A 17812-nucleotide genomic window follows, 5' to 3' on the forward strand; every position below is an offset into this window, starting at 1 on the left:
GACCCGCACCTCCGCCGCCCCGCACGACGGCCGTCCCCGGCCGCCCCCGACCAGGAAGACCCCGTGGACACCGACTCCTTCGAGCTGAAGATCCTCGACGTCGTCGAGGAGACGCCCGACGCCCGCTCCATCAGCTTCGAGGTGCCCGCGGGCGCCGAGGAGCACTTCGCCTACAAGCCCGGGCAGTTCCTGACCGTCGCGGTGCCGAGCGAGCAGACCGGGGTCGCCGCGCGGTGCTACTCGCTGTGCAGCAGCCCGGTCGGCGGTGGCCCGCTGACCATCACGGTCAAGCGCACCGACGGCGGCTACGCCTCGAACTGGCTCTGCGACAACCTCGGTCCCGGCGACTCGCTGCGCGTCCTGCCCCCGAGCGGGATCTTCACGCCGGCCTCGCTCAGCGCCGACCTCCTGCTCTTCGCCGGCGGGAGCGGCATCACGCCGGTCATGTCGATCACCCGCACCGCGCTGGAGCACGGGACCGGCCGGATCGTGCTGTTCTACGCCAACCGCGACGAGCGCTCGGTCATCTTCGCCGGCGAGCTCGCCCAGCTGGCCGCCGAGCACCCCGACCGGCTCGTGGTCGTGCACTGGCTGGAGTCCGTCCAGGGCCTGCCCAGCCAGGAGCAGGTCAAGGCGTTCGCCGCCGGCTACCTGTCGTACGACGCGTTCGTCTGCGGTCCGGCACCGTTCATGAAGATGACGGTCGCGGCGCTCAAGGAGCTCGAGTTCCCGCGCGAGCGCCGGCACCAGGAGAAGTTCATCTCGCTGGGCGGCAACCCGTTCGGCGACCTCCACGACGTCGAGGTGGCCGAGGCGGAGATCGACGCTGCCGAGCACGACGAGGACGACGCCGCCCAGGAGCCGGCGAGCCACGGTGGCGGGCCGGCCGGCCCGGTGCGCCTCGAGGTCGAGCTCGACGGCGAGACGCACGCCTTCGACGACTGGGCGCCGGGCACGACGATGCTCGACCACCTCGAGGCCAAGGGCGTGAAGGCGCCGTACTCCTGCCGCGAGGGGGAGTGCTCCGCGTGCGCGGTCCGGCTGCTCGAGGGCGAGGTCGAGATGCGGCACAACGACGTGCTCGACGACGAGGACCTCGCCGACGGGATCCGCCTCGCCTGCCAGTCGGTCGCGACGACCGACACCGTGCGCGCGACGTACAGCTGACCCGCCCGCACCGACGCGCCGGGGGCGCGCGAGAATTACAGATCTGTAGTTGTCGCGTAAGCGTTGCGTGGGGCTGATGTGACTGATGTGATTCAGCCGCGCCCGTGTCGTGGCGTGCCCGAACCATCGTCTGGAGGAGTCGCGTGGCAGCCTCGAGCGCGGTCGTGCACGTCCTGCGCCGCACCCTCGCGAGCACCTTTGCGGCCGTCCTCGTCCTCGGGCTCGCGGTCACGTTGCTGGCCGCCCCGGGCGGTACGCCGGCGGGGCCCCGCCCGGCCGACGTCACGCCGATCGCGCCCGTCGCGGCCGCGCTCCCGAGCGCGACGTACCGCACCTTCACGCTGAACGTCTGCCACTGCCTCGGCCCCAAGAAGGCCATGGCCGACGTGCGCCGGGCGCTGGAGCTCGGCGACGCCGGCGGCCTGCAGGAGTTCTCCCAGCTCGAGGACCGGCAGAACCTCATGAAGCTGCTGCAGGAGAAGGACTGGGGCTGGTACATGCCGATCGGCGCGGGCGTCGCGATCCCGATCGTGTGGGACCGCCAGCGCTTCCGGCTCATCCAGGGCCGCTCGGTGCGGACCCACGGCCCGCAGAACGGCGTGACCCCCGCCCGCTACATCAACACCGTGCGGCTGCGCGAGCTCGCCACCGGCAAGGTGTTCGGCTTCATCAACACCCACACGATCGCCCAGGCCTCGCGCGACGCGCAGCTGACGGACATGGACCGCATCCCGCGGCTGCGCAAGCACCTGCGGATGCTGCGGCAGGAGATCAAGCGCCTCGCGGGCACGACCGAGCACGTCTTCGCCGCCGGCGACCTCAACGTCAACTACCTCGCCGACCGCCGCCGCCGCCTGCCCGGCCTGCCGACCGACACCCTCGGGGACCTCGTCAACTTCGACATGGCGCTGACCGGCTCCCGGGGGCCGGGCTCGCTGCTCGACTACGCGATGACGCTGCGCAAGGGCAGCGGCTTCGACCGCACCAGTGCGACCGTCGTGCGCGGCTTCAACTCCGACCACGACGCCGTCGTGGTCACCTACCGGACCACCGACCTGTTCGCGACCGGCGCCCTGCACAACCGGCCGGTCGGCGGAAGCGGCGCCGACCGCAAGCGGATCGGCGACCGGCAGGCACGCGCGGTGATGAACGCCGAGCCCGGTGCCCTCGTCCGGCTCGCGACCACCCGCCTGGACGACCCGACCGTGGGCAACGCCCTGGTCGACGCCGCGGCGGAGGGTGTCTCGGTGCAGGTGGTGCTCGGTGCCGGCGCGGGCACGGACGTCGAGCGGCGGCTCGTCGCGGCGATCGGGAGCGACCGCGCCGCGTCGTCGTGGGTCGTGCGCTGCGAGGGCAGCTGCCTCGGCGGCTCCGGTCGCACCGAGACCAACGTGCTGCTGGTGAGCCGTGCGGGCGGGACCACCGAGCTGACGATGGTCGGGGCGGGGCAGATGACCAAGGCGGCCCGCCGCCACTGGTCGAGCACCTACGTCTCCTCGGACCCGGAGCTGTACGCCGGCTACGGCCGGATCTTCACGCGGCTCGCGGCCGACACCACCGACACCACGCGCACCCGCGTCCTCACCTGGGGCCGGTACGTCGCGCAGCTCTACCCGGTGCCGGACGTGCCCCGCCGCGACCCGGTCCTGCGCGGGCTCGCCGCGGTCGGCTGCAAGAACGCGAAGGGACTGCGGACCGACGACGGCCGCACCAACGTCCGGGTCGCGGTGCGGTCCTGGGCCGGTGCCCGCGGCAAGCGGATCGCCGAGCGGCTGGTGACCCTGCGCGACCGCGGCTGCGACGTGGCGGCCGTCCTCGGCCCGAACGTGCTGAGCGGCGTCCGCCGCACCCTCCAGCGCGGCGGCGTACCCGTGCGGAGCGCGAAGGTCGGCGGCAACCTCCTGGTGCTCGACGGCCGCTACGGCAAGCGGGCCGGCGTGCAGAAGGCCTGGGTCGGCGGCCCCGCGTGGTCCGACGGTGCGCTGTCGGGCGACGGCCTGAGCCTGGTGGTCAGCGAGCGCGAGACCGTGCGGCAGTACCTCGACGGCTTCAGCCGCGCCTGGAACAACGGCTGACGGTCCCGGTCCACCGTGCGGTCGCGCCGACGGGTCGGCGCGTGACCATGCAGGTCGGCGCGCCCCGTTGGGGTGGCATGGTCCTCACCTCCCTGCTCCTGGCCGGTCTCCTGCTCGCCGCCTGGCCGCTCACCACCGGCTCGCTGCCGACCGCGTCCGGGAGCGGTCGGCGGGCCGACGCCTGGCGGCTGCGGTACGTCGACTCGCGGCCCGGCGAGGTGACCACGGCCGACGTCGCGCGACTGCTGCGGGCCCACGAGCTGCCGGACGACGAGGTGCGCTTCGTGCTGGCCAAGGCCGACCAGCTGCGCGTCGCGCCGTTCACGCTGTGGATGTGGACCAAGCGGTTCGACGTGCACGCGCTCGCCGTCGTGCTCGGCGCCGACCTGAGCCACGCCGAGCTCCTGCGCCACCTGGCCGACGGGTCGCTGCCCGACCTCGCGGAGCTGGAGGTCTTCGCCGTGCTCAACGGCCTCCCGCGCCGGCGACCCGACGTCACCACGCACGCCGAGCCCGCGGCACCCGCCCCGGAGCCGGCCGTCGCGCCTCGCGCGCCGGGCAGCGGGCTCCGGATCGAGGACCCCGGCACCTGGCCGTACGCCGCCTGAGCTACCAGCCCCGCTCGCGCCACTCCGGCAGGTGCGGGCGCTCGGCGCCGATCGTGGAGTCGTCGCCGTGCCCGGGGTAGAACCAGGTGTCGTCCGGGAGCCGGTCGAAGACCTTGGTGGACACCTCGTCGAGCAGCTGGCGGAACGCGTCGGCGTCGCCGAACGTGTTGCCCACGCCGCCCGGGAAGAGGCTGTCGCCGGTCCACAGGTGCGGGTGGCCCTCGGGGTCGTCGTACAGCAGCGCGATCGAGCCGGGGGTGTGCCCGGCCAGGGCGATGACCTCCAGCGAGCAGCGCCCGACGGTGACGGTGTCGCCGTGGCGCAGCGGCCGCGTGACGTCGACACCGGTCTGCTCGGTGACGGCGAGGGCGTCGGGCTCCCCGGCGAGCACGCCCGCACCGGTCGCCCGCACGACGTCGGCGAGCGCCCGGTGGTGGTCCCAGTGCTGGTGGGTCGTGACGACCGAGGCCAGCCCGGCGTCGCCGACCAGCGGGAGCAGGGTGTCGGGCTCGGCCGCCGCGTCCACCAGCAGCTGCTCGCCGGACGCGCGGCAGGTCAGCAGGTAGCAGTTGTTCGACATCTGCTCGTCGACGGCGACCTTCGCGATCTGCAGGTGCGCGAGCTCGCGCACGTCGGCGGGGCCGCCGGGTCGCACGGCTCCGGTGTAGTCGTTCACAGTCCCTCGATCCTCGGCAGCACGCCGTCGTCGGTGGTGGGCCCGGTCGTCCCCGGCACGGCAGCCCGGCCGCTCAGCCACCATCCCAGGTCGGCCGCGGTGCCCCGGACAGTGGTCGCGGCGGTCGTCGCGTCCGCGCCGAGCTCCCAGGCACGACCGGTGTCGGTGGCCTCCAGCCGCAGCGGCACCGAGGTCGGTCGGCGCGCGACCATCGCCTCGACGAGGGCCAGCGCGAACTGCTCCGACCAGCCGGCCGGCGTCGCGCCGAGGCCGAGGTCGACGTGGTGCACCTCGACCTCGGACAGGCGCATGGCCGGCACGTCGGTCACCGGCCGCGGGCGGAGCCCCGGGGTGCGGTCGAACGTGCCGCGCCACCCGTCCTCGGGGAGTGCGGCCACCGCCTCGGCGTACGTCGTGGTGGAGGCGAGGAAGCGGTCCCGCAGCTTCCGGACGTCGATCGCGGCCAGCGCCTCGATGTCGGTGTCGCGCTGCTCCGGGGAGGCGTACATCGCGACCGGCTCGTCGCGGCGGGCGCCGTCGAGCACGCCGGCCAGCGCCTCGGCGTTCAGCGTCAGGTGGGCGACGACGTGCGCGCGGCTCCAGCCGGGCAGCAGGCTGGGTGCCCGCCAGGCGTCGTCGTCCATCTCGTCGACGCTGCGCACGAGCCGCGTGGTCGCCTCCCCGAGGGGTGACGCGTCACTCGTCGCGGCGGGGAAGGGCTCGGGGTCCGGCATGGTTGTCATCCAAGCCGGTCACCGGCCCGGTCGCCACTGTCGGCGGCGTGTGGCAGCGTCGCCGGTGGCTCGTGCTCCGTCCGTCGCAGCCCGGCGGGGGAGGGCCCGGCCGGTACGATGGACGAACGCGTGTTCGAACGCCTGCATCCGACTCGAGGGACAAACGTGGCTGACCAGCTCATCATCCGGGGCGCCCGGGAGCACAACTTGAAGGACGTCTCGCTGGACCTCCCGCGCGACTCCCTGATCGTGTTCACGGGTCTGTCCGGGTCCGGCAAGTCGTCGCTGGCCTTCGACACGATCTTCGCCGAGGGCCAGCGCCGGTACGTCGAGTCGCTGTCGGCGTACGCCCGGCAGTTCCTCGGCCAGATGGACAAGCCGGACGTCGACTTCATCGAGGGGCTCTCGCCGGCGGTCTCGATCGACCAGAAGTCCACCTCGAAGAACCCGCGCTCGACCGTCGGCACGATCACCGAGGTCTACGACTACCTCCGCCTGCTCTACGCCCGCGCCGGCCGCCCGCACTGCCCGACCTGCGGCGCCCCGATCGAGCGGCAGACGCCGCAGCAGATCGTCGATCGCGTGCTGGGGCTCGAGGAGGGCCGCCGGTTCCAGGTGCTCGCGCCGGTCGTGCGTGCGCGCAAGGGGGAGTACCTCGAGCTGTTCCGCCAGCTGCAGGCGCAGGGCTTTTCCCGCGCCCGCGTCGACGGCGAGACCCACGCCCTGGACGACGTGCCGAAGCTCGACAAGCAGAAGAAGCACACCATCGAGGTCGTCGTCGACCGGCTCGCGGTCAAGGAGTCCTCCAAGCGCCGGCTCACCGACTCGGTCGAGACCGCGCTGACCCTGTCCGGCGGCCTGGTGCTGCTCGACTTCGTGGACCTCGACGTCAAGGACCCGGGTCGGGAGCTGCGCTTCAGCGAGAAGATGGCCTGCCCCAACGACCACCCGATCGACGTCGACGAGCTCGAGCCGCGGTCGTTCTCGTTCAACTCGCCCTTCGGGGCGTGCCCCAAGTGCCACGGCATCGGCACCCGGATGGAGGTCGACCCCGAGCTTGTCGTCCCCGACCCCACCGCCACGCTGGGCGAGGGCGCGATCCAGCCGTGGAGCCAGGCGCACGTCGCCGACTACTTCCTGCGGCTAATGGGAGCGCTGGGCAAGGAGCTCGGCTTCGACCTCAACACCCCGTGGCAGGACCTCGGCACGAAGGCGCAGAAGTCGCTGCTCGACGGCCACTCGACCAAGGTCCACGTCGTCACCCGCAACCGCTACGGCCGCGAGCGGGCCTACTACGCCGAGTTCGAGGGCGTGCGGACCTACGTCGAGCGCCGGCACCGCGAGGCGGAGTCCGACACCAGCCGCGAGCGCTTCGAGGGCTTCATGCGCGAGGTGCCGTGCCCGGCCTGCCGCGGCAGCCGCCTCAAGCCGGTCTCGATGGCCGTCACCCTCGGCTCCAAGGGCGGCGGCGGCCTCAACATCGCCGAGGTCTGCGCCCTGCCGATCAACGAGACCGCGGAGTTCCTCCGTGACCTCGAGCTCTCCTCGCGGGAGCGGCAGATCGCCGAGCAGGTGCTCAAGGAGATCCAGGAGCGGCTGCGCTTCCTCCTCGACGTCGGCCTCGACTACCTCTCGCTGGACCGGCCCTCCGGCTCGCTCTCGGGCGGCGAGGCGCAGCGCATCCGGCTGGCCACCCAGATCGGTGCCGGCCTGGTCGGCGTCCTCTACGTCCTCGACGAGCCGTCGATCGGCCTGCACCAGCGCGACAACCAGCGCCTGATCGAGACGCTGGTCCGGCTCAAGGACCTCGGCAACACCCTCATCGTCGTCGAGCACGACGAGGACACGATCAAGGTCGCCGACTGGGTCGTCGACATCGGCCCCGGCGCCGGCGAGCACGGCGGCCAGGTCGTCCACACCGGCACGGTCGAGGACCTCTACGCCCACCCGGACTCGATGACCGGGCAGTACCTCTCGGGTCGTCGCGAGATCCCCGTCCCGGCCGTACGCCGTCCGCGCACCGTGGGCCGCGAGCTCACGGTGGTCGGCGCCCGCGAGCACAACCTCCAGGACGTCGACGTGACGTTCCCGCTGGGCATGTTCGTGGCGGTCACCGGCGTGTCCGGCTCGGGCAAGTCGACGCTGGTCAACGACATCCTCTACACGTCGCTGGCCAAGCACCTCTACCGCGCGCGCACCGTGCCCGGCCGGCACCGCAAGATCACCGGCCTCGAGCACATCGACAAGGTGATCCACGTCGACCAGTCGCCGATCGGCCGCACCCCGCGGTCGAACCCGGCGACGTACACCGGGGTCTTCGACCACGTCCGCAAGCTGTTCGCGCAGACGCCCGAGGCGAAGATGCGCGGCTACCTCCAGGGCCGGTTCTCGTTCAACGTCAAGGGCGGCCGCTGCGAGGCGTGCGCCGGCGACGGCACGATCAAGATCGAGATGAACTTCCTGCCCGACGTCTACGTCCCGTGCGAGGTCTGCCACGGCGCCCGCTACAACCGCGAGACGCTCGAGGTGCACTACAAGGGCAAGACGATCGCCGAGGTCCTCGACATGCCGATCGAGGAGGCCGTCGACTTCTTCGCCGCGGTCCCCGCGATCAACCGGCACCTCAAGACGCTGGTCGAGGTCGGCCTGGGCTACGTCCGGCTCGGCCAGCCCGCGACGACGCTGTCCGGAGGCGAGGCGCAGCGCGTGAAGCTCGCGGCCGAGCTGCAGAAGCGCTCGGCCGGGCGCACGCTCTACGTGCTCGACGAGCCGACGACCGGCCTGCACTTCGAGGACATCCGCAAGCTGCTGCTCGTCCTCGGCCGGCTGGTCGACCAGGGCAACAGCGTGCTGGTCATCGAGCACAACCTCGACGTCATCAAGACCGCGGACTGGATCGTCGACATGGGTCCTGAGGGCGGCTCCCGTGGCGGCACCGTCGTCGCCGAGGGCACGCCGGAGACGGTGGCGGCGGTCCCGGAGAGCCACACCGGCCGCTACCTCGCGCCTCTGCTCGAGGGCAAGGAGGCCGAGCAGCCGAAGGGCAAGGCGCCGGCGTCGTCCGCACCGCTGAGCCGCGGCGAGGCCGCTGCCAAGGCGAAGGCCGACGCGGCCGCGTCGCGGGCCGCGGCGAAGAAGGCCGCCACCGCCGCGAAGAAGGCTGCCGCCAAGAAGGCTCCCGTGAAGAAGGCCACCGCGACGAGCGCGGCGACCTCGAAGCGGGCGGCTGGCTAGGGTCGTCCCGACCGTGACCGCCTCGGAAGGACCACCGACGTGACCGAGAAGCACCCGCTCGACTCCCTGACCCGTCGCCGCGCCCTGACCGGGGCGGCCGGCGTCGGCGCGGCCCTGCCGGTGCTCGCCGCCTGCGGAGGTGGCGACGACGGTCCGTCGACCGCGTCCGATCCTGCGGCGGGCACCTCCGCGCCGGGCGGTGCCTCGTCCTCCGCCGGGGAGCCCGGGAGCGAGGCGCTGGCGGCGACGACCGACATCGAGGTCGGCGGTGGCGCCATCTACCCGAACGAGGAGGTGGTGGTGACGCAGCCGAGCGAGGGTGAGTTCAAGGCGTTCTCGATCGTGTGCACCCACCAGGGCTGCGCGGTCTCGGAGGTCTCCGACGAGGGGATCGTCTGCCCCTGCCACAACAGCGTGTTCTCGATCTCCGACGGCTCGCCGCAGGGCGGTCCGGCGACCGTCCCGCTGGAGGAGCGGGCGATCACCGTCGAGGGCGGCCGGATCACGCTCGGCTAGCCGGCGGGAGCAGGACTGTCGGCGCCGGAACGTAGGCTTGCCGGGTGCCTGCTGCTCCATCCCGACGCTCCGCCCGCGGGCCGTTGTCCTACCGCCCGGAGCCCGGGTCGATCCCCACGCAGCCGGGGGTCTACCGCTTCCGTGACGCCCGCGGTCGCGTCATCTACGTCGGCAAGGCCAAGAACCTCCGCGCCCGCCTGTCGTCGTACTTCCAGGACATCGCGAACCTGCACCAGCGCACCGCCACGATGGTCACGACGGCGGCCAGCGTCGAGTGGACGGTGGTCAACACCGAGGTCGAGGCGCTCCAGCTGGAGTACTCCTGGATCAAGGAGTACGACCCGCGCTTCAACGTCAAGTACCGCGACGACAAGTCCTACCCGTGGCTGGCGGTGACGACCGGCGAGGAGTTCCCGCGGGTCATGGTCGGCCGCGGGGCCAAGCGGAAGGGCACCCGCTACTTCGGCCCCTACAGCCACGCCTGGGCGATCCGCGAGACCGTCGACGTGCTGCTGCGCGTCTTCCCGATGCGCTCGTGCAGCAACGGCGTCTTCAAGCGCTCCGCCCAGATCGGCCGGCCGTGCCTGCTCGGCTACATCGACAAGTGCGCGGCGCCGTGCGTGGGCAACGTCAGCCCCGAGGAGCACCGGGCGATCGTCGACGACTTCTGCGACTTCATGGGCGGACAGACCCGGCCGTTCATGCGGCGCATCGAGAAGGAGATGTACGTCGCCTCCGAGGCGATGGACTTCGAGAAGGCCGCGCGGCTGCGTGACGACCTCGGCGCCATGCAGCGTGCGCTGGAGAAGCAGGCGGTCGTGCTCGGCGACGGCGCGGACGCCGACGTCATCGCGCTGGCGGAGGACCCGCTCGAGGTCGCCGTGCAGATCTTCTACGTCCGCGGCGGCCGCATCCGCGGCCAGCGCGGCTGGGTCGCCGACCGCGTCGACGAGGGGGACACCCCCGAGCTCGTCTCGGACTTCCTGCTCCAGCTCTACGCCGGCGACCCGGAGTCGGTGCCGCGCGAGATCCTCGTGCCGGCGCTGCCGACGGACGTCGTGACCTTCGAGGAGCTGCTCACCGAGCTGCGCGGCTCGAAGGTCGCGATCCGGGTGCCGCAGCGCGGCGACAAGAAGACGCTGCAGGAGACGGTCGCCCGCAACGCCTCCCAGGCACTCGCCCTGCACAAGACCAAGCGCGCCAGCGACCTCACCACCCGCAACCGGGCGCTGGAGGAGATCCAGCAGGCGCTGGAGCTCGAGGAGGTGCCGCTGCGCATCGAGTGCTACGACGTCTCCAACCTCCAGGGCACCGAGGTCGTGGCCTCGATGGTGGTCTTCGAGGACGGCCTGGCCCGCAAGGGGGAGTACCGCCGGTTCGTCATCCGCGGCGTCGAGGGGCAGAACGACGTCGCCTCGATGCACGAGGTCATCACTCGGCGCTTCCGGCGGCTGCTCGACGAGCAGGCGCGGTCCGAGCTCCGCCCCGGCGACGAGACCAACGGCCCGATGCTGGTGGACCCCGAGACCGGGCGGCCCCGCAAGTTCGCCTACGCGCCGGGGCTGGTCGTCGTCGACGGCGGCCCGCCGCAGGTGGCCGCGGCCCAGCGGGCCCTCGACGAGCTCGGCATCGACGACGTACCGGTCTGCGGCCTGGCCAAGCGCCTCGAGGAGGTCTGGCTGCCCGGCCAGGAGGACCCGGTGATCCTGGCGCGCTCGTCGGAGGGTCTCTACCTCCTCCAGCGGATCCGCGACGAGGCGCACCGGTTCGCGATCAACCACCACCGCTCCCGTCGGTCGAAGTCGATGGTCGAGAGCGTCCTCGACGACGTCCCAGGCCTGGGCGAGGTGCGCCGCAAGACCCTGATGAAGCACTTCGGCTCGCTCAAGAAGCTGCGCGAGGCGACCGTCGAGGAGATCGCGACCGTGCCGGGCATCGGGCAGCGGACCGCGACGTCGATCAAGGACGCGGTGGCGGCGTCCTCGCCCGCGGGGCGCGGCACAGGCGGCAGGATGAGCGTCAACACCGCGACGGGCGAGATCATCGAGGAGGACGGATGAGCGAGCAGACGCCTCCCGGCGAGCTGGTCGTCGTGACCGGCATGACCGGTGCCGGCCGCAGCACGGCCGCCAAGGAGCTGGAGGACCTCGGCTTCTACGTCGTCGACAACCTGCCGCCGAGCCTGCTGCGCGACGTCGTGCGGCTGGTCGACGAGAGCGCCGGGCCGGGCCAGGCGATCGCCGTCGTGGTCGACGTGCGGTCCGGCTCGTTCTTCCAGACGCTCCAGGCCAACCTCGCCCAGGGCGCCACCGGCCGCAACGCGACCCTGCTCTTCCTCGACGCCACCGACGAGGTCCTCGTCCGGCGCCAGGAGGCCGTCCGCCGCCCGCACCCGCTCCAGGGCACCGGCCGGCTCCTCGACGGGCTCCAGCGCGAGCGCACGGTGCTCGCCGACCTGCGCAGCGGCGCCGACCTGGTCATCGACACCAGCGGCCTCAACGTCCACCAGCTCACCCGCGCGATCGCGGACGCCTTCGGCAAGGCCGACCAGGTGCGGCTGAGCGTCAACGTCATCAGCTTCGGCTTCAAGTACGGCATCCCCATCGACGCCGACTTCGTCGCCGACATGCGCTTCCTGCCCAACCCGCACTGGATCCCCGAGCTGCGCCCCGGCACCGGCCGCAACACCGAGGTGTCCGACTACGTCCTGAGCCGCCCGGGCGCCGAGGAGTTCCTCGACGGCTACGTCCCGGTGCTCGCCGGCGTCGCCGAGGGTTACCTGCGCGAGGGCAAGCGGTTCATGCGGGTCGCCATCGGCTGCACGGGCGGCAAGCACCGCAGCGTCGCGATGACCGAGGAGATCACGCGCCGCCTCTGCGAGCAGGGGTACGACGCCCGGCCGGTCCACCGCGACCTGGGTCGCGAGTGAGCACGCCGCCCGGCACCCCGGTCCGCGCCGCCGACGCCACCCGCGCCCAGGCCGTCGTGGCGCTCGGCGGCGGCCACGGCCTGCACGCCTCGCTGAGCGCGCTGCGCCGGCTGGTCGACGACCTGACCGTCGACGACCTCACCGCGATCGTCACCGTCGCCGACAATGGCGGCTCCTCGGGCCGGCTGCGCGGCGAGTTCGGCGTGCTGCCGCCCGGCGACCTGCGGATGGCGCTGGCCGCGCTCTGCGGCGACGACCAGTGGGGCGACACGTGGGCCCAGGTGCTCCAGCACCGGTTCGCCGGCAACGGCGAGATGCGCGGCCACGTCGTGGGGAACCTGCTCATCGTCGGCCTCTGGGAGCTGCTCGGCGACCACGTCGACGCGCTCGACTGGGTCGGCAAGCTGCTCGGCGCCAAGGGGCGGGTGCTGCCGATGGCGCTGTCCCCGATGGACATCACCGCCGAGGTCCGCGGCCTCGACGCGGACGACCCGGACGCGCTCACCACGGTCCGCGGCCAGGTCGAGGTCGCCACCACCGAGGGCGTCATCTCCTCGATCAGCCTCGACCCCGCCGATCCGCAGGTCTGCCCCGAGGCGGTCGCCGCCGTGGGGGCGGCCGACTGGGTGCTGCTCGGCCCCGGCTCGTGGTTCAGCTCGGTGATCCCGCACCTGATGGTCCCCGAGCTGCGGGACGCGCTCGTGCGCACGAGCGCCCGGGTGGTGGTCAACCTGAACCTCGCGGAGCAGGCGGGGGAGACCGGCGGCTTCGGCCCGGCCGACCACCTGGCGGTGCTCGCCGAGCACGCACCGGAGCTGGTCGTCCACACCGTGCTGGCCGACCGGGAGAGCGTCGGGGACGGGCTCGACGAGCTCGAGCACGTCGTCGCGGCGTACGGCGCGAAGCTCGTCGTGGACGACGTCGCGATCGGCGACGGGACGCCTCGGCACGACCCCGAGAAGCTCGCCGCGGCGTACGAGCGGATCCTCGCCGCGGGCTGACCGGTTGCTGCCTGGAGTCGTTGACCCGCGTGCGAGGATGCGGGTCATGGCGATGACGGCACAGGTGAAGGCTGAGCTGGCGAGCACCCAGATCACGAAGACCTGCTGCCGCAAGGCGGAGGTCGCCTCGATGCTGCGCTTCGCCGGCGGCCTGCACATCGTCAGCGGACGGATCGTCATCGAGGCCGAGCTCGACACCGGCGCCGCGGCCCGACGGTTGCGCAAGGACATCGCCGAGGTCTACGGCCACCAGTCCGACGTGGTCATGGTGCAGGGCAACGGCATCCGCCGGGGCAGCCGCTACCTCGTCCGCATCGTCCGCGACGGTGAGGCGCTCGCCCGCCAGACCGGCCTGCTCGACCAGCGCGGCCGCCCGGTCCGGGGCCTCCCGCCGGCCGTCGTCTCCGGCGGTGGCTGCGACGCGGTCGCGGCGTGGCGGGGCGCGTTCCTCGCCCACGGTTCGCTGACCGAGCCCGGCCGGTCCTCCTCGCTCGAGGTGACCTGCCCCGGCCCCGAGGCGGCCTTGGCGCTGGTCGGCGTGGCCCGGCGGCTCGGCATCTCCGCCAAGGCGCGCGAGGTCCGCGGCGTCGACCGGGTCGTCATCCGCGACGGCGACGCGATCGGCCAGCTGCTGACCCGACTCGGCGCCCACGAGTCGCTGATGGCCTGGGAGGAGCGCCGGATGCGGCGCGAGGTCCGGGCCACCGCGAACCGGCTCGCCAACTTCGACGACGCCAACCTGCGCCGTTCCGCGCGCGCCGCGGTCGCCGCCGGCGCGCGCGTCGAGCGGGCGATGGAGATCCTCGGCGACGAGGTGCCCGACCACCTCAAGATGGCCGGCGCGCTCCGCCTCGAGCACAAGCAGGCCTCGCTGGAGGAGCTCGGGCAGCTGCACGAGCCGGTGCTCACCAAGGACGCCATCGCCGGCCGGATCCGCCGGCTCCTGGCGATGGCCGACAAGCGCGCCGAGGAGCTGGGGATCCCCGACACCGAGTCGTCGCTGACCCCCGAGATGCTGGCCGAGGAGGCCTGAGCGGCGGCGGCCCGCCGTACCCCGGACGCCGCCGACCGCGCTCGCACCCGCTTCGGTAGGGTCCGTCACACCAGACACCCGATGGAGAAGCAGGAGCAACCGCAGTGACTGTTCGCGTAGGCATCAACGGGTTCGGCCGGATCGGCCGCAACTTCTTCCGCGCCGTCCGGGCGTCCGGGCTCGACATCGAGATCGTCGCGGTCAACGACCTGACCGACAACACCTCGCTCGCCCCGCTGCTGAAGTTCGACTCGATCCTCGGCCGCCTCGACGCCGACGTGTCGGCCTCCGCGGACGAGATCCGCGTCGGTGACCAGGTCATCAAGACCTTCGCCGAGCGCGACCCCGCCAACGTGAGGTGGGGCGACCTGGGCGTCGACGTCGTCGTCGAGTCCACCGGCTTCTTCACCGACGCCACCAAGGCGCGCGCCCACGTCGACGCCGGCGGCGCCAAGAAGGTCATCATCTCCGCGCCGGCCTCCAACGAGGACGTCACCGTGGTCATGGGCGTCAACCACGAGACCTACGACCCGAGCGCGCACACGGTCATCTCGAACGCCTCGTGCACCACCAACTGCCTGGCGCCGATGGCGAAGGCGCTCAACGACGAGTTCGGCATCGTCAAGGGCCTGATGACCACGGTCCACGCCTACACGGCCGACCAGAACCTCCAGGACAACATCCACAAGGACCTGCGCCGCGCCCGCGCCGCCGCCCTCAACGTGGTCCCGACCTCCACCGGCGCCGCGAAGGCGATCGGCCTGGTGCTCCCCGAGCTCAAGGGCAAGCTCGACGGCTACGCCCTGCGCGTCCCGGTCCCGACCGGATCGGCCACCGACCTCACCTTCGAGGCCGGGCGCGAGACCACCGTCGAGGAGGTCAACGCCGCGGTCGAGAAGGCCGCGGACGGCCGCTTCCTGCGCTACTCCACCGACCCGCTGGTCTCCTCCGACATCGTCACCGACCCGGCGTCCTGCATCTTCGACGCGCCGCTGACCAAGGTCATCGGCAACCAGGTCAAGGTCGTCGGCTGGTACGACAACGAGTGGGGCTACTCCAACCGCCTCGCCGACCTGATCGACTACATCGGCGAGACCCTCTGACCGTGGCGTCCTACTCCACCCTCGCCGACCTCGTCGAGCAGGGGGTCGCGGGCAAGCGCGTCCTCGTCCGCTCGGACCTGAACGTCCCGCTCGACGGCCCCGCGGGCCACAAGGTGATCACCGACGACGGCCGCATCCGCGCCAGCGTCCCGACCATCCGCACGCTGGCCGAGGCCGGCGCTCGGGTGGTCGTGACCGCCCACCTCGGGCGACCCAAGGGCGCCCCGGACCCGGCGTACTCGCTGCGTCCGGTGGCCGAGCGGCTCGGCGAGCTGCTCGGCCGCGACGTCCGCTTCGCCCGCGACACCGTCGGCGAGTCCGCCCACGAGGTCGTCCACGGCCTCGAGGACGGGCAGGTCGCCGTGCTCGAGAACGTCCGCTTCGAGGCGGGCGAGACCAGCAAGGACGACGCCGAGCGCGGCGCGTTCGCGGACCGGCTGGCCTCGCTGGCCGAGCTCTTCGTCTCCGACGGCTTCGGCGTCGTCCACCGCAAGCAGGCTTCGGTGTACGACGTGGCGCAGCGGCTGCCGCATGCCGTCGGTGGGCTCGTGCAGGCGGAGATCGAGGTGCTCCGCCGGCTGACCGTGGAGCCCGACCGGCCCTACGTGGTCGTGCTGGGCGGCTCGAAGGTCTCCGACAAGCTGGGTGTCATCGACAACCTGCTCGGCAAGGCCGACAAGCTGCTGGTCGGCGGCGGGATGGTGTTCACCTTCCTCAAGGCCCAGGGCCACGAGGTCGGGAAGAGCCTGCTGGAGGAGGACCAGGTCGAGGTCTGCCGGGAGTACCTCCAGCGCGCCGCCGAGAGCGGCGTGCAGCTGATCCTGCCGACCGACGTCGTCGTCGACACGGCGTTCCCCTCGGGCGACGTGACGCCGTCGCCCCGGGTGGTCGCCGCCTCGGAGATCCCGGCCGACAGCCTGGGTCTCGACATCGGCCCGGAGTCGGCGCGCGCCTTCGCCGGTGCGCTCGCCGGCGCGCGGACCGTCTTCTGGAACGGCCCGATGGGTGTGTTCGAGGTCGACGCGTTCGCCGACGGCACCCGCGCGGTCGCGCAGGCGCTGACGGAGGTCACCGCCGACGGCGGCCTCTCGGTGGTCGGCGGTGGCGACTCCGCCGCCGCCGTGCGCACGCTCGGCTTCGCCGAGGACGCCTTCGGCCACATCTCCACCGGTGGTGGCGCCAGCCTCGAGTACCTCGAGGGCAAGGAGCTGCCCGGCGTTCGAGTCCTGGAGGACGACTGACATGGCAGTGACCCGGACCCCGCTGATGGCGGGCAACTGGAAGATGAACCTCAACCACCAGGAAGCGGTGGTGCTGGTCCAGAAGCTCGCCTGGACGCTCTCGGACAAGCGGCACGACCACGCGAAGGCGGAGGTGGTCGTCGTGCCGCCGTTCACCGACCTGCGGTCGGTGCAGACGCTGGTCGACGGCGACCGCCTCCCGGTGAAGTACGGCGCGCAGGACGTCTCCATGCACGAGTCCGGCGCCTACACCGGCGAGATCTCCGCGGGGATGCTGGCCAAGCTGGGCTGCTCCTACGTCGTGGTCGGCCACTCCGAGCGCCGCGAGCACCACGGCGAGACCGACGAGGTCGTCAACGCCAAGGCGCAGCGCGCGCTCGCCGCCGGCATGACCCCCATCGTCTGCGTCGGTGAGGGGCTCGAGGTGCGGCAGGCCGGCGGTCAGGTCGAGCACTGCGTCGGCCAGGTCACCGGCTCACTGGCCGGCCTCAGCGCCGAGCAGGTCGCCGGGCTGGTCGTGGCCTACGAGCCGGTCTGGGCGATCGGCACCGGCGAGGTCGCCACCCCGGACGACGCACAGGAGGTCTGTGCCGCCGTCCGCGAGTACGTGCGCGCCTCCCACGGCGACGAGGCGGCCGACGCCGTGCGCGTGCTGTACGGCGGCTCCGTGAAGGCCGCGAACGTCGCCGGGATCATGGCGCAGCCCGACGTGGACGGCTGCCTGGTGGGCGGCGCCAGCCTGCAGGCCGAGGAGTTCGCAGGTATCTGCCGCTACTACGACATGCCGGTCCTGTGACCGGCCGTCGTTGACGTAGGATCCGAGCCGTGGAAACACTCTTCACCGTCATCCTCATGCTCACGAGCGCCTTCATGATCCTCCTCGTGCTGCTGCACAAGGGTCGTGGCGGCGGCCTCTCCGACATGTTCGGTGGTGGCGTCTCCAGCTCGCTGGGCGGCTCGTCGGTCGCCGAGCGCAACCTCGACCGGCTCACCGTCGGCATCGGCGTCATCTGGTTCGCGACCGTCATCGCCCTGGGCCTCCTGCTCGCCTACTAGGCAGCAGACGGCCCCCGACCCCCTGATACCCGAAAGCTCCGGAAAGGGAGTACGCACGTGGCTGGTGGAGGAAACGCGATTCGCGGGAGCCGGGTCGGAGCCGGCCCGATGGGCGAGGCGGAGCGCGGCGAGGCCGCGCCGCGCCAGGCGGTGACCTACTTCTGCTCCAACGACCACCGCTCCGTGGTCGCCTTCTCGGTCGAGGCGACCGTCCCCGAGTCCTGGGACTGCCCCAAGTGCGGCCTCCCGGCCAGCATGGACTCCGACAACCCGCCCCCGGCTCCGAAGATCGAGCCGTACAAGACGCACCTGGCCTACGTGAAGGAGCGGCGCTCCGACAAGGAGGCCGCCGACATCCTCGACGAGGCCCTCCAGCTCCTCCGCTCCCGCCGCAAGTCCGGCGACCTCATCTTCTGAGCAGCTCCGCCTCGGCTGCCCG

Annotated in this window: 16 protein-coding genes; 14 read left to right on the top strand and 2 right to left on the bottom strand. The window is 72.4% G+C overall.

From position 1 onward, the window contains the following. The first annotated feature begins 63 nt into the window (after positions 1-63). The 3 genes from H7344_RS02110 to H7344_RS02120 all read left to right on the top strand — a co-directional run bounded on the left by H7344_RS02110 (position 64) and on the right by H7344_RS02120 (position 3850). Positions 64-1167 carry a ferredoxin--NADP reductase gene (locus H7344_RS02110; protein ID WP_186344344.1) on the top strand — a complete coding sequence of 368 codons (1104 nt, stop codon included), beginning with the start codon at positions 64-66 and terminating at the stop codon, positions 1165-1167. 143 nt (positions 1168-1310) lie between these two features. Continuing rightward, positions 1311-3242 (top strand): endonuclease/exonuclease/phosphatase family protein, encoded by a 1932-nt coding sequence (locus tag H7344_RS02115; RefSeq protein WP_186344345.1) that lies wholly within the window; start codon positions 1311-1313, stop codon positions 3240-3242. A 41-nt stretch (positions 3243-3283) separates the two neighbouring features. Continuing rightward, positions 3284-3850, top strand: coding sequence for a hypothetical protein (locus H7344_RS02120; RefSeq protein WP_186344346.1), 567 nt, complete (start codon positions 3284-3286; stop codon positions 3848-3850). Between the two features lies 1 nt (position 3851). Here the strand turns inward: H7344_RS02120 and H7344_RS02125 are convergent, their stop codons facing one another. Both H7344_RS02125 and H7344_RS02130 read right to left on the bottom strand, forming a co-directional pair. After that, positions 3852-4526 (bottom strand): MBL fold metallo-hydrolase, encoded by a 675-nt coding sequence (locus tag H7344_RS02125; protein ID WP_229706789.1) that lies wholly within the window; start codon positions 4524-4526, stop codon positions 3852-3854. After that, a complete protein-coding gene (locus tag H7344_RS02130; RefSeq protein WP_186344348.1) occupies positions 4523-5260 on the bottom strand; it encodes a maleylpyruvate isomerase family mycothiol-dependent enzyme in 738 nt (245 codons plus the stop codon). The genes H7344_RS02125 and H7344_RS02130 overlap by 4 nt, the downstream gene beginning before the upstream one ends. A 165-nt stretch (positions 5261-5425) precedes the next feature. Here H7344_RS02130 and uvrA point away from each other — a divergent pair, with 165 nt between their 5' ends. From uvrA to H7344_RS02185, 11 genes are all read left to right on the top strand, one after another. Further along, a complete protein-coding gene (gene uvrA, locus H7344_RS02135) occupies positions 5426-8494 on the top strand; it encodes an excinuclease ABC subunit UvrA (protein WP_186344349.1) in 3069 nt (1022 codons plus the stop codon). A gap of 39 nt (positions 8495-8533) precedes the next feature. Beyond that, positions 8534-9010, top strand: a complete 477-nt coding sequence (locus tag H7344_RS02140; RefSeq protein ID WP_186344350.1) for a Rieske (2Fe-2S) protein — start codon at positions 8534-8536, stop codon at positions 9008-9010. Positions 9011-9054: 44 nt separating this feature from the next. Next, the gene (gene uvrC, locus H7344_RS02145; protein ID WP_186344351.1) at positions 9055-11070 is read left to right on the top strand and encodes an excinuclease ABC subunit UvrC; all 2016 of its coding nucleotides are present in this window, start codon (positions 9055-9057) and stop codon (positions 11068-11070) included. Further along, positions 11067-11939, top strand: coding sequence for an RNase adapter RapZ (gene rapZ, locus H7344_RS02150; protein ID WP_186344352.1), 873 nt, complete (start codon positions 11067-11069; stop codon positions 11937-11939). Before uvrC ends, rapZ begins: the two co-directional genes overlap by 4 nt. Next, positions 11936-12940 carry a gluconeogenesis factor YvcK family protein gene (locus tag H7344_RS02155; RefSeq protein WP_229706788.1) on the top strand — a complete coding sequence of 335 codons (1005 nt, stop codon included), beginning with the start codon at positions 11936-11938 and terminating at the stop codon, positions 12938-12940. The genes rapZ and H7344_RS02155 overlap by 4 nt, the downstream gene beginning before the upstream one ends. A 46-nt stretch (positions 12941-12986) precedes the next feature. Beyond that, on the top strand, positions 12987-13973 hold the full coding sequence (gene whiA, locus H7344_RS02160) for a DNA-binding protein WhiA (protein WP_186344353.1): 987 nt from the start codon (positions 12987-12989) through the stop codon (positions 13971-13973). Positions 13974-14077: 104 nt separating this feature from the next. Next, positions 14078-15076: a type I glyceraldehyde-3-phosphate dehydrogenase gene (gap, locus tag H7344_RS02165; RefSeq protein WP_186344354.1), complete on the top strand. Its 999-nt coding sequence runs from the start codon at positions 14078-14080 to the stop codon at positions 15074-15076. A gap of 2 nt (positions 15077-15078) precedes the next feature. Continuing rightward, positions 15079-16317 carry a phosphoglycerate kinase gene (locus H7344_RS02170; RefSeq protein WP_186344355.1) on the top strand — a complete coding sequence of 413 codons (1239 nt, stop codon included), beginning with the start codon at positions 15079-15081 and terminating at the stop codon, positions 16315-16317. Position 16318: 1 nt separating this feature from the next. Beyond that, on the top strand, positions 16319-17113 hold the full coding sequence (gene tpiA / locus H7344_RS02175) for a triose-phosphate isomerase (protein WP_186344356.1): 795 nt from the start codon (positions 16319-16321) through the stop codon (positions 17111-17113). 29 nt (positions 17114-17142) lie between these two features. After that, positions 17143-17373 (top strand): preprotein translocase subunit SecG, encoded by a 231-nt coding sequence (gene secG / locus H7344_RS02180; protein ID WP_166188294.1) that lies wholly within the window; start codon positions 17143-17145, stop codon positions 17371-17373. A gap of 57 nt (positions 17374-17430) precedes the next feature. After that, complete coding sequence (locus H7344_RS02185; RefSeq protein ID WP_186344357.1) at positions 17431-17790, top strand: RNA polymerase-binding protein RbpA; 360 nt, start codon at positions 17431-17433, stop codon at positions 17788-17790. The last annotated feature ends 22 nt before the right edge of the window (positions 17791-17812 follow it).

The sequence above is a fragment of the Nocardioides deserti genome (assembly GCF_014266025.1).
Lineage (GTDB): Bacteria > Actinomycetota > Actinomycetes > Propionibacteriales > Nocardioidaceae > Nocardioides > Nocardioides deserti.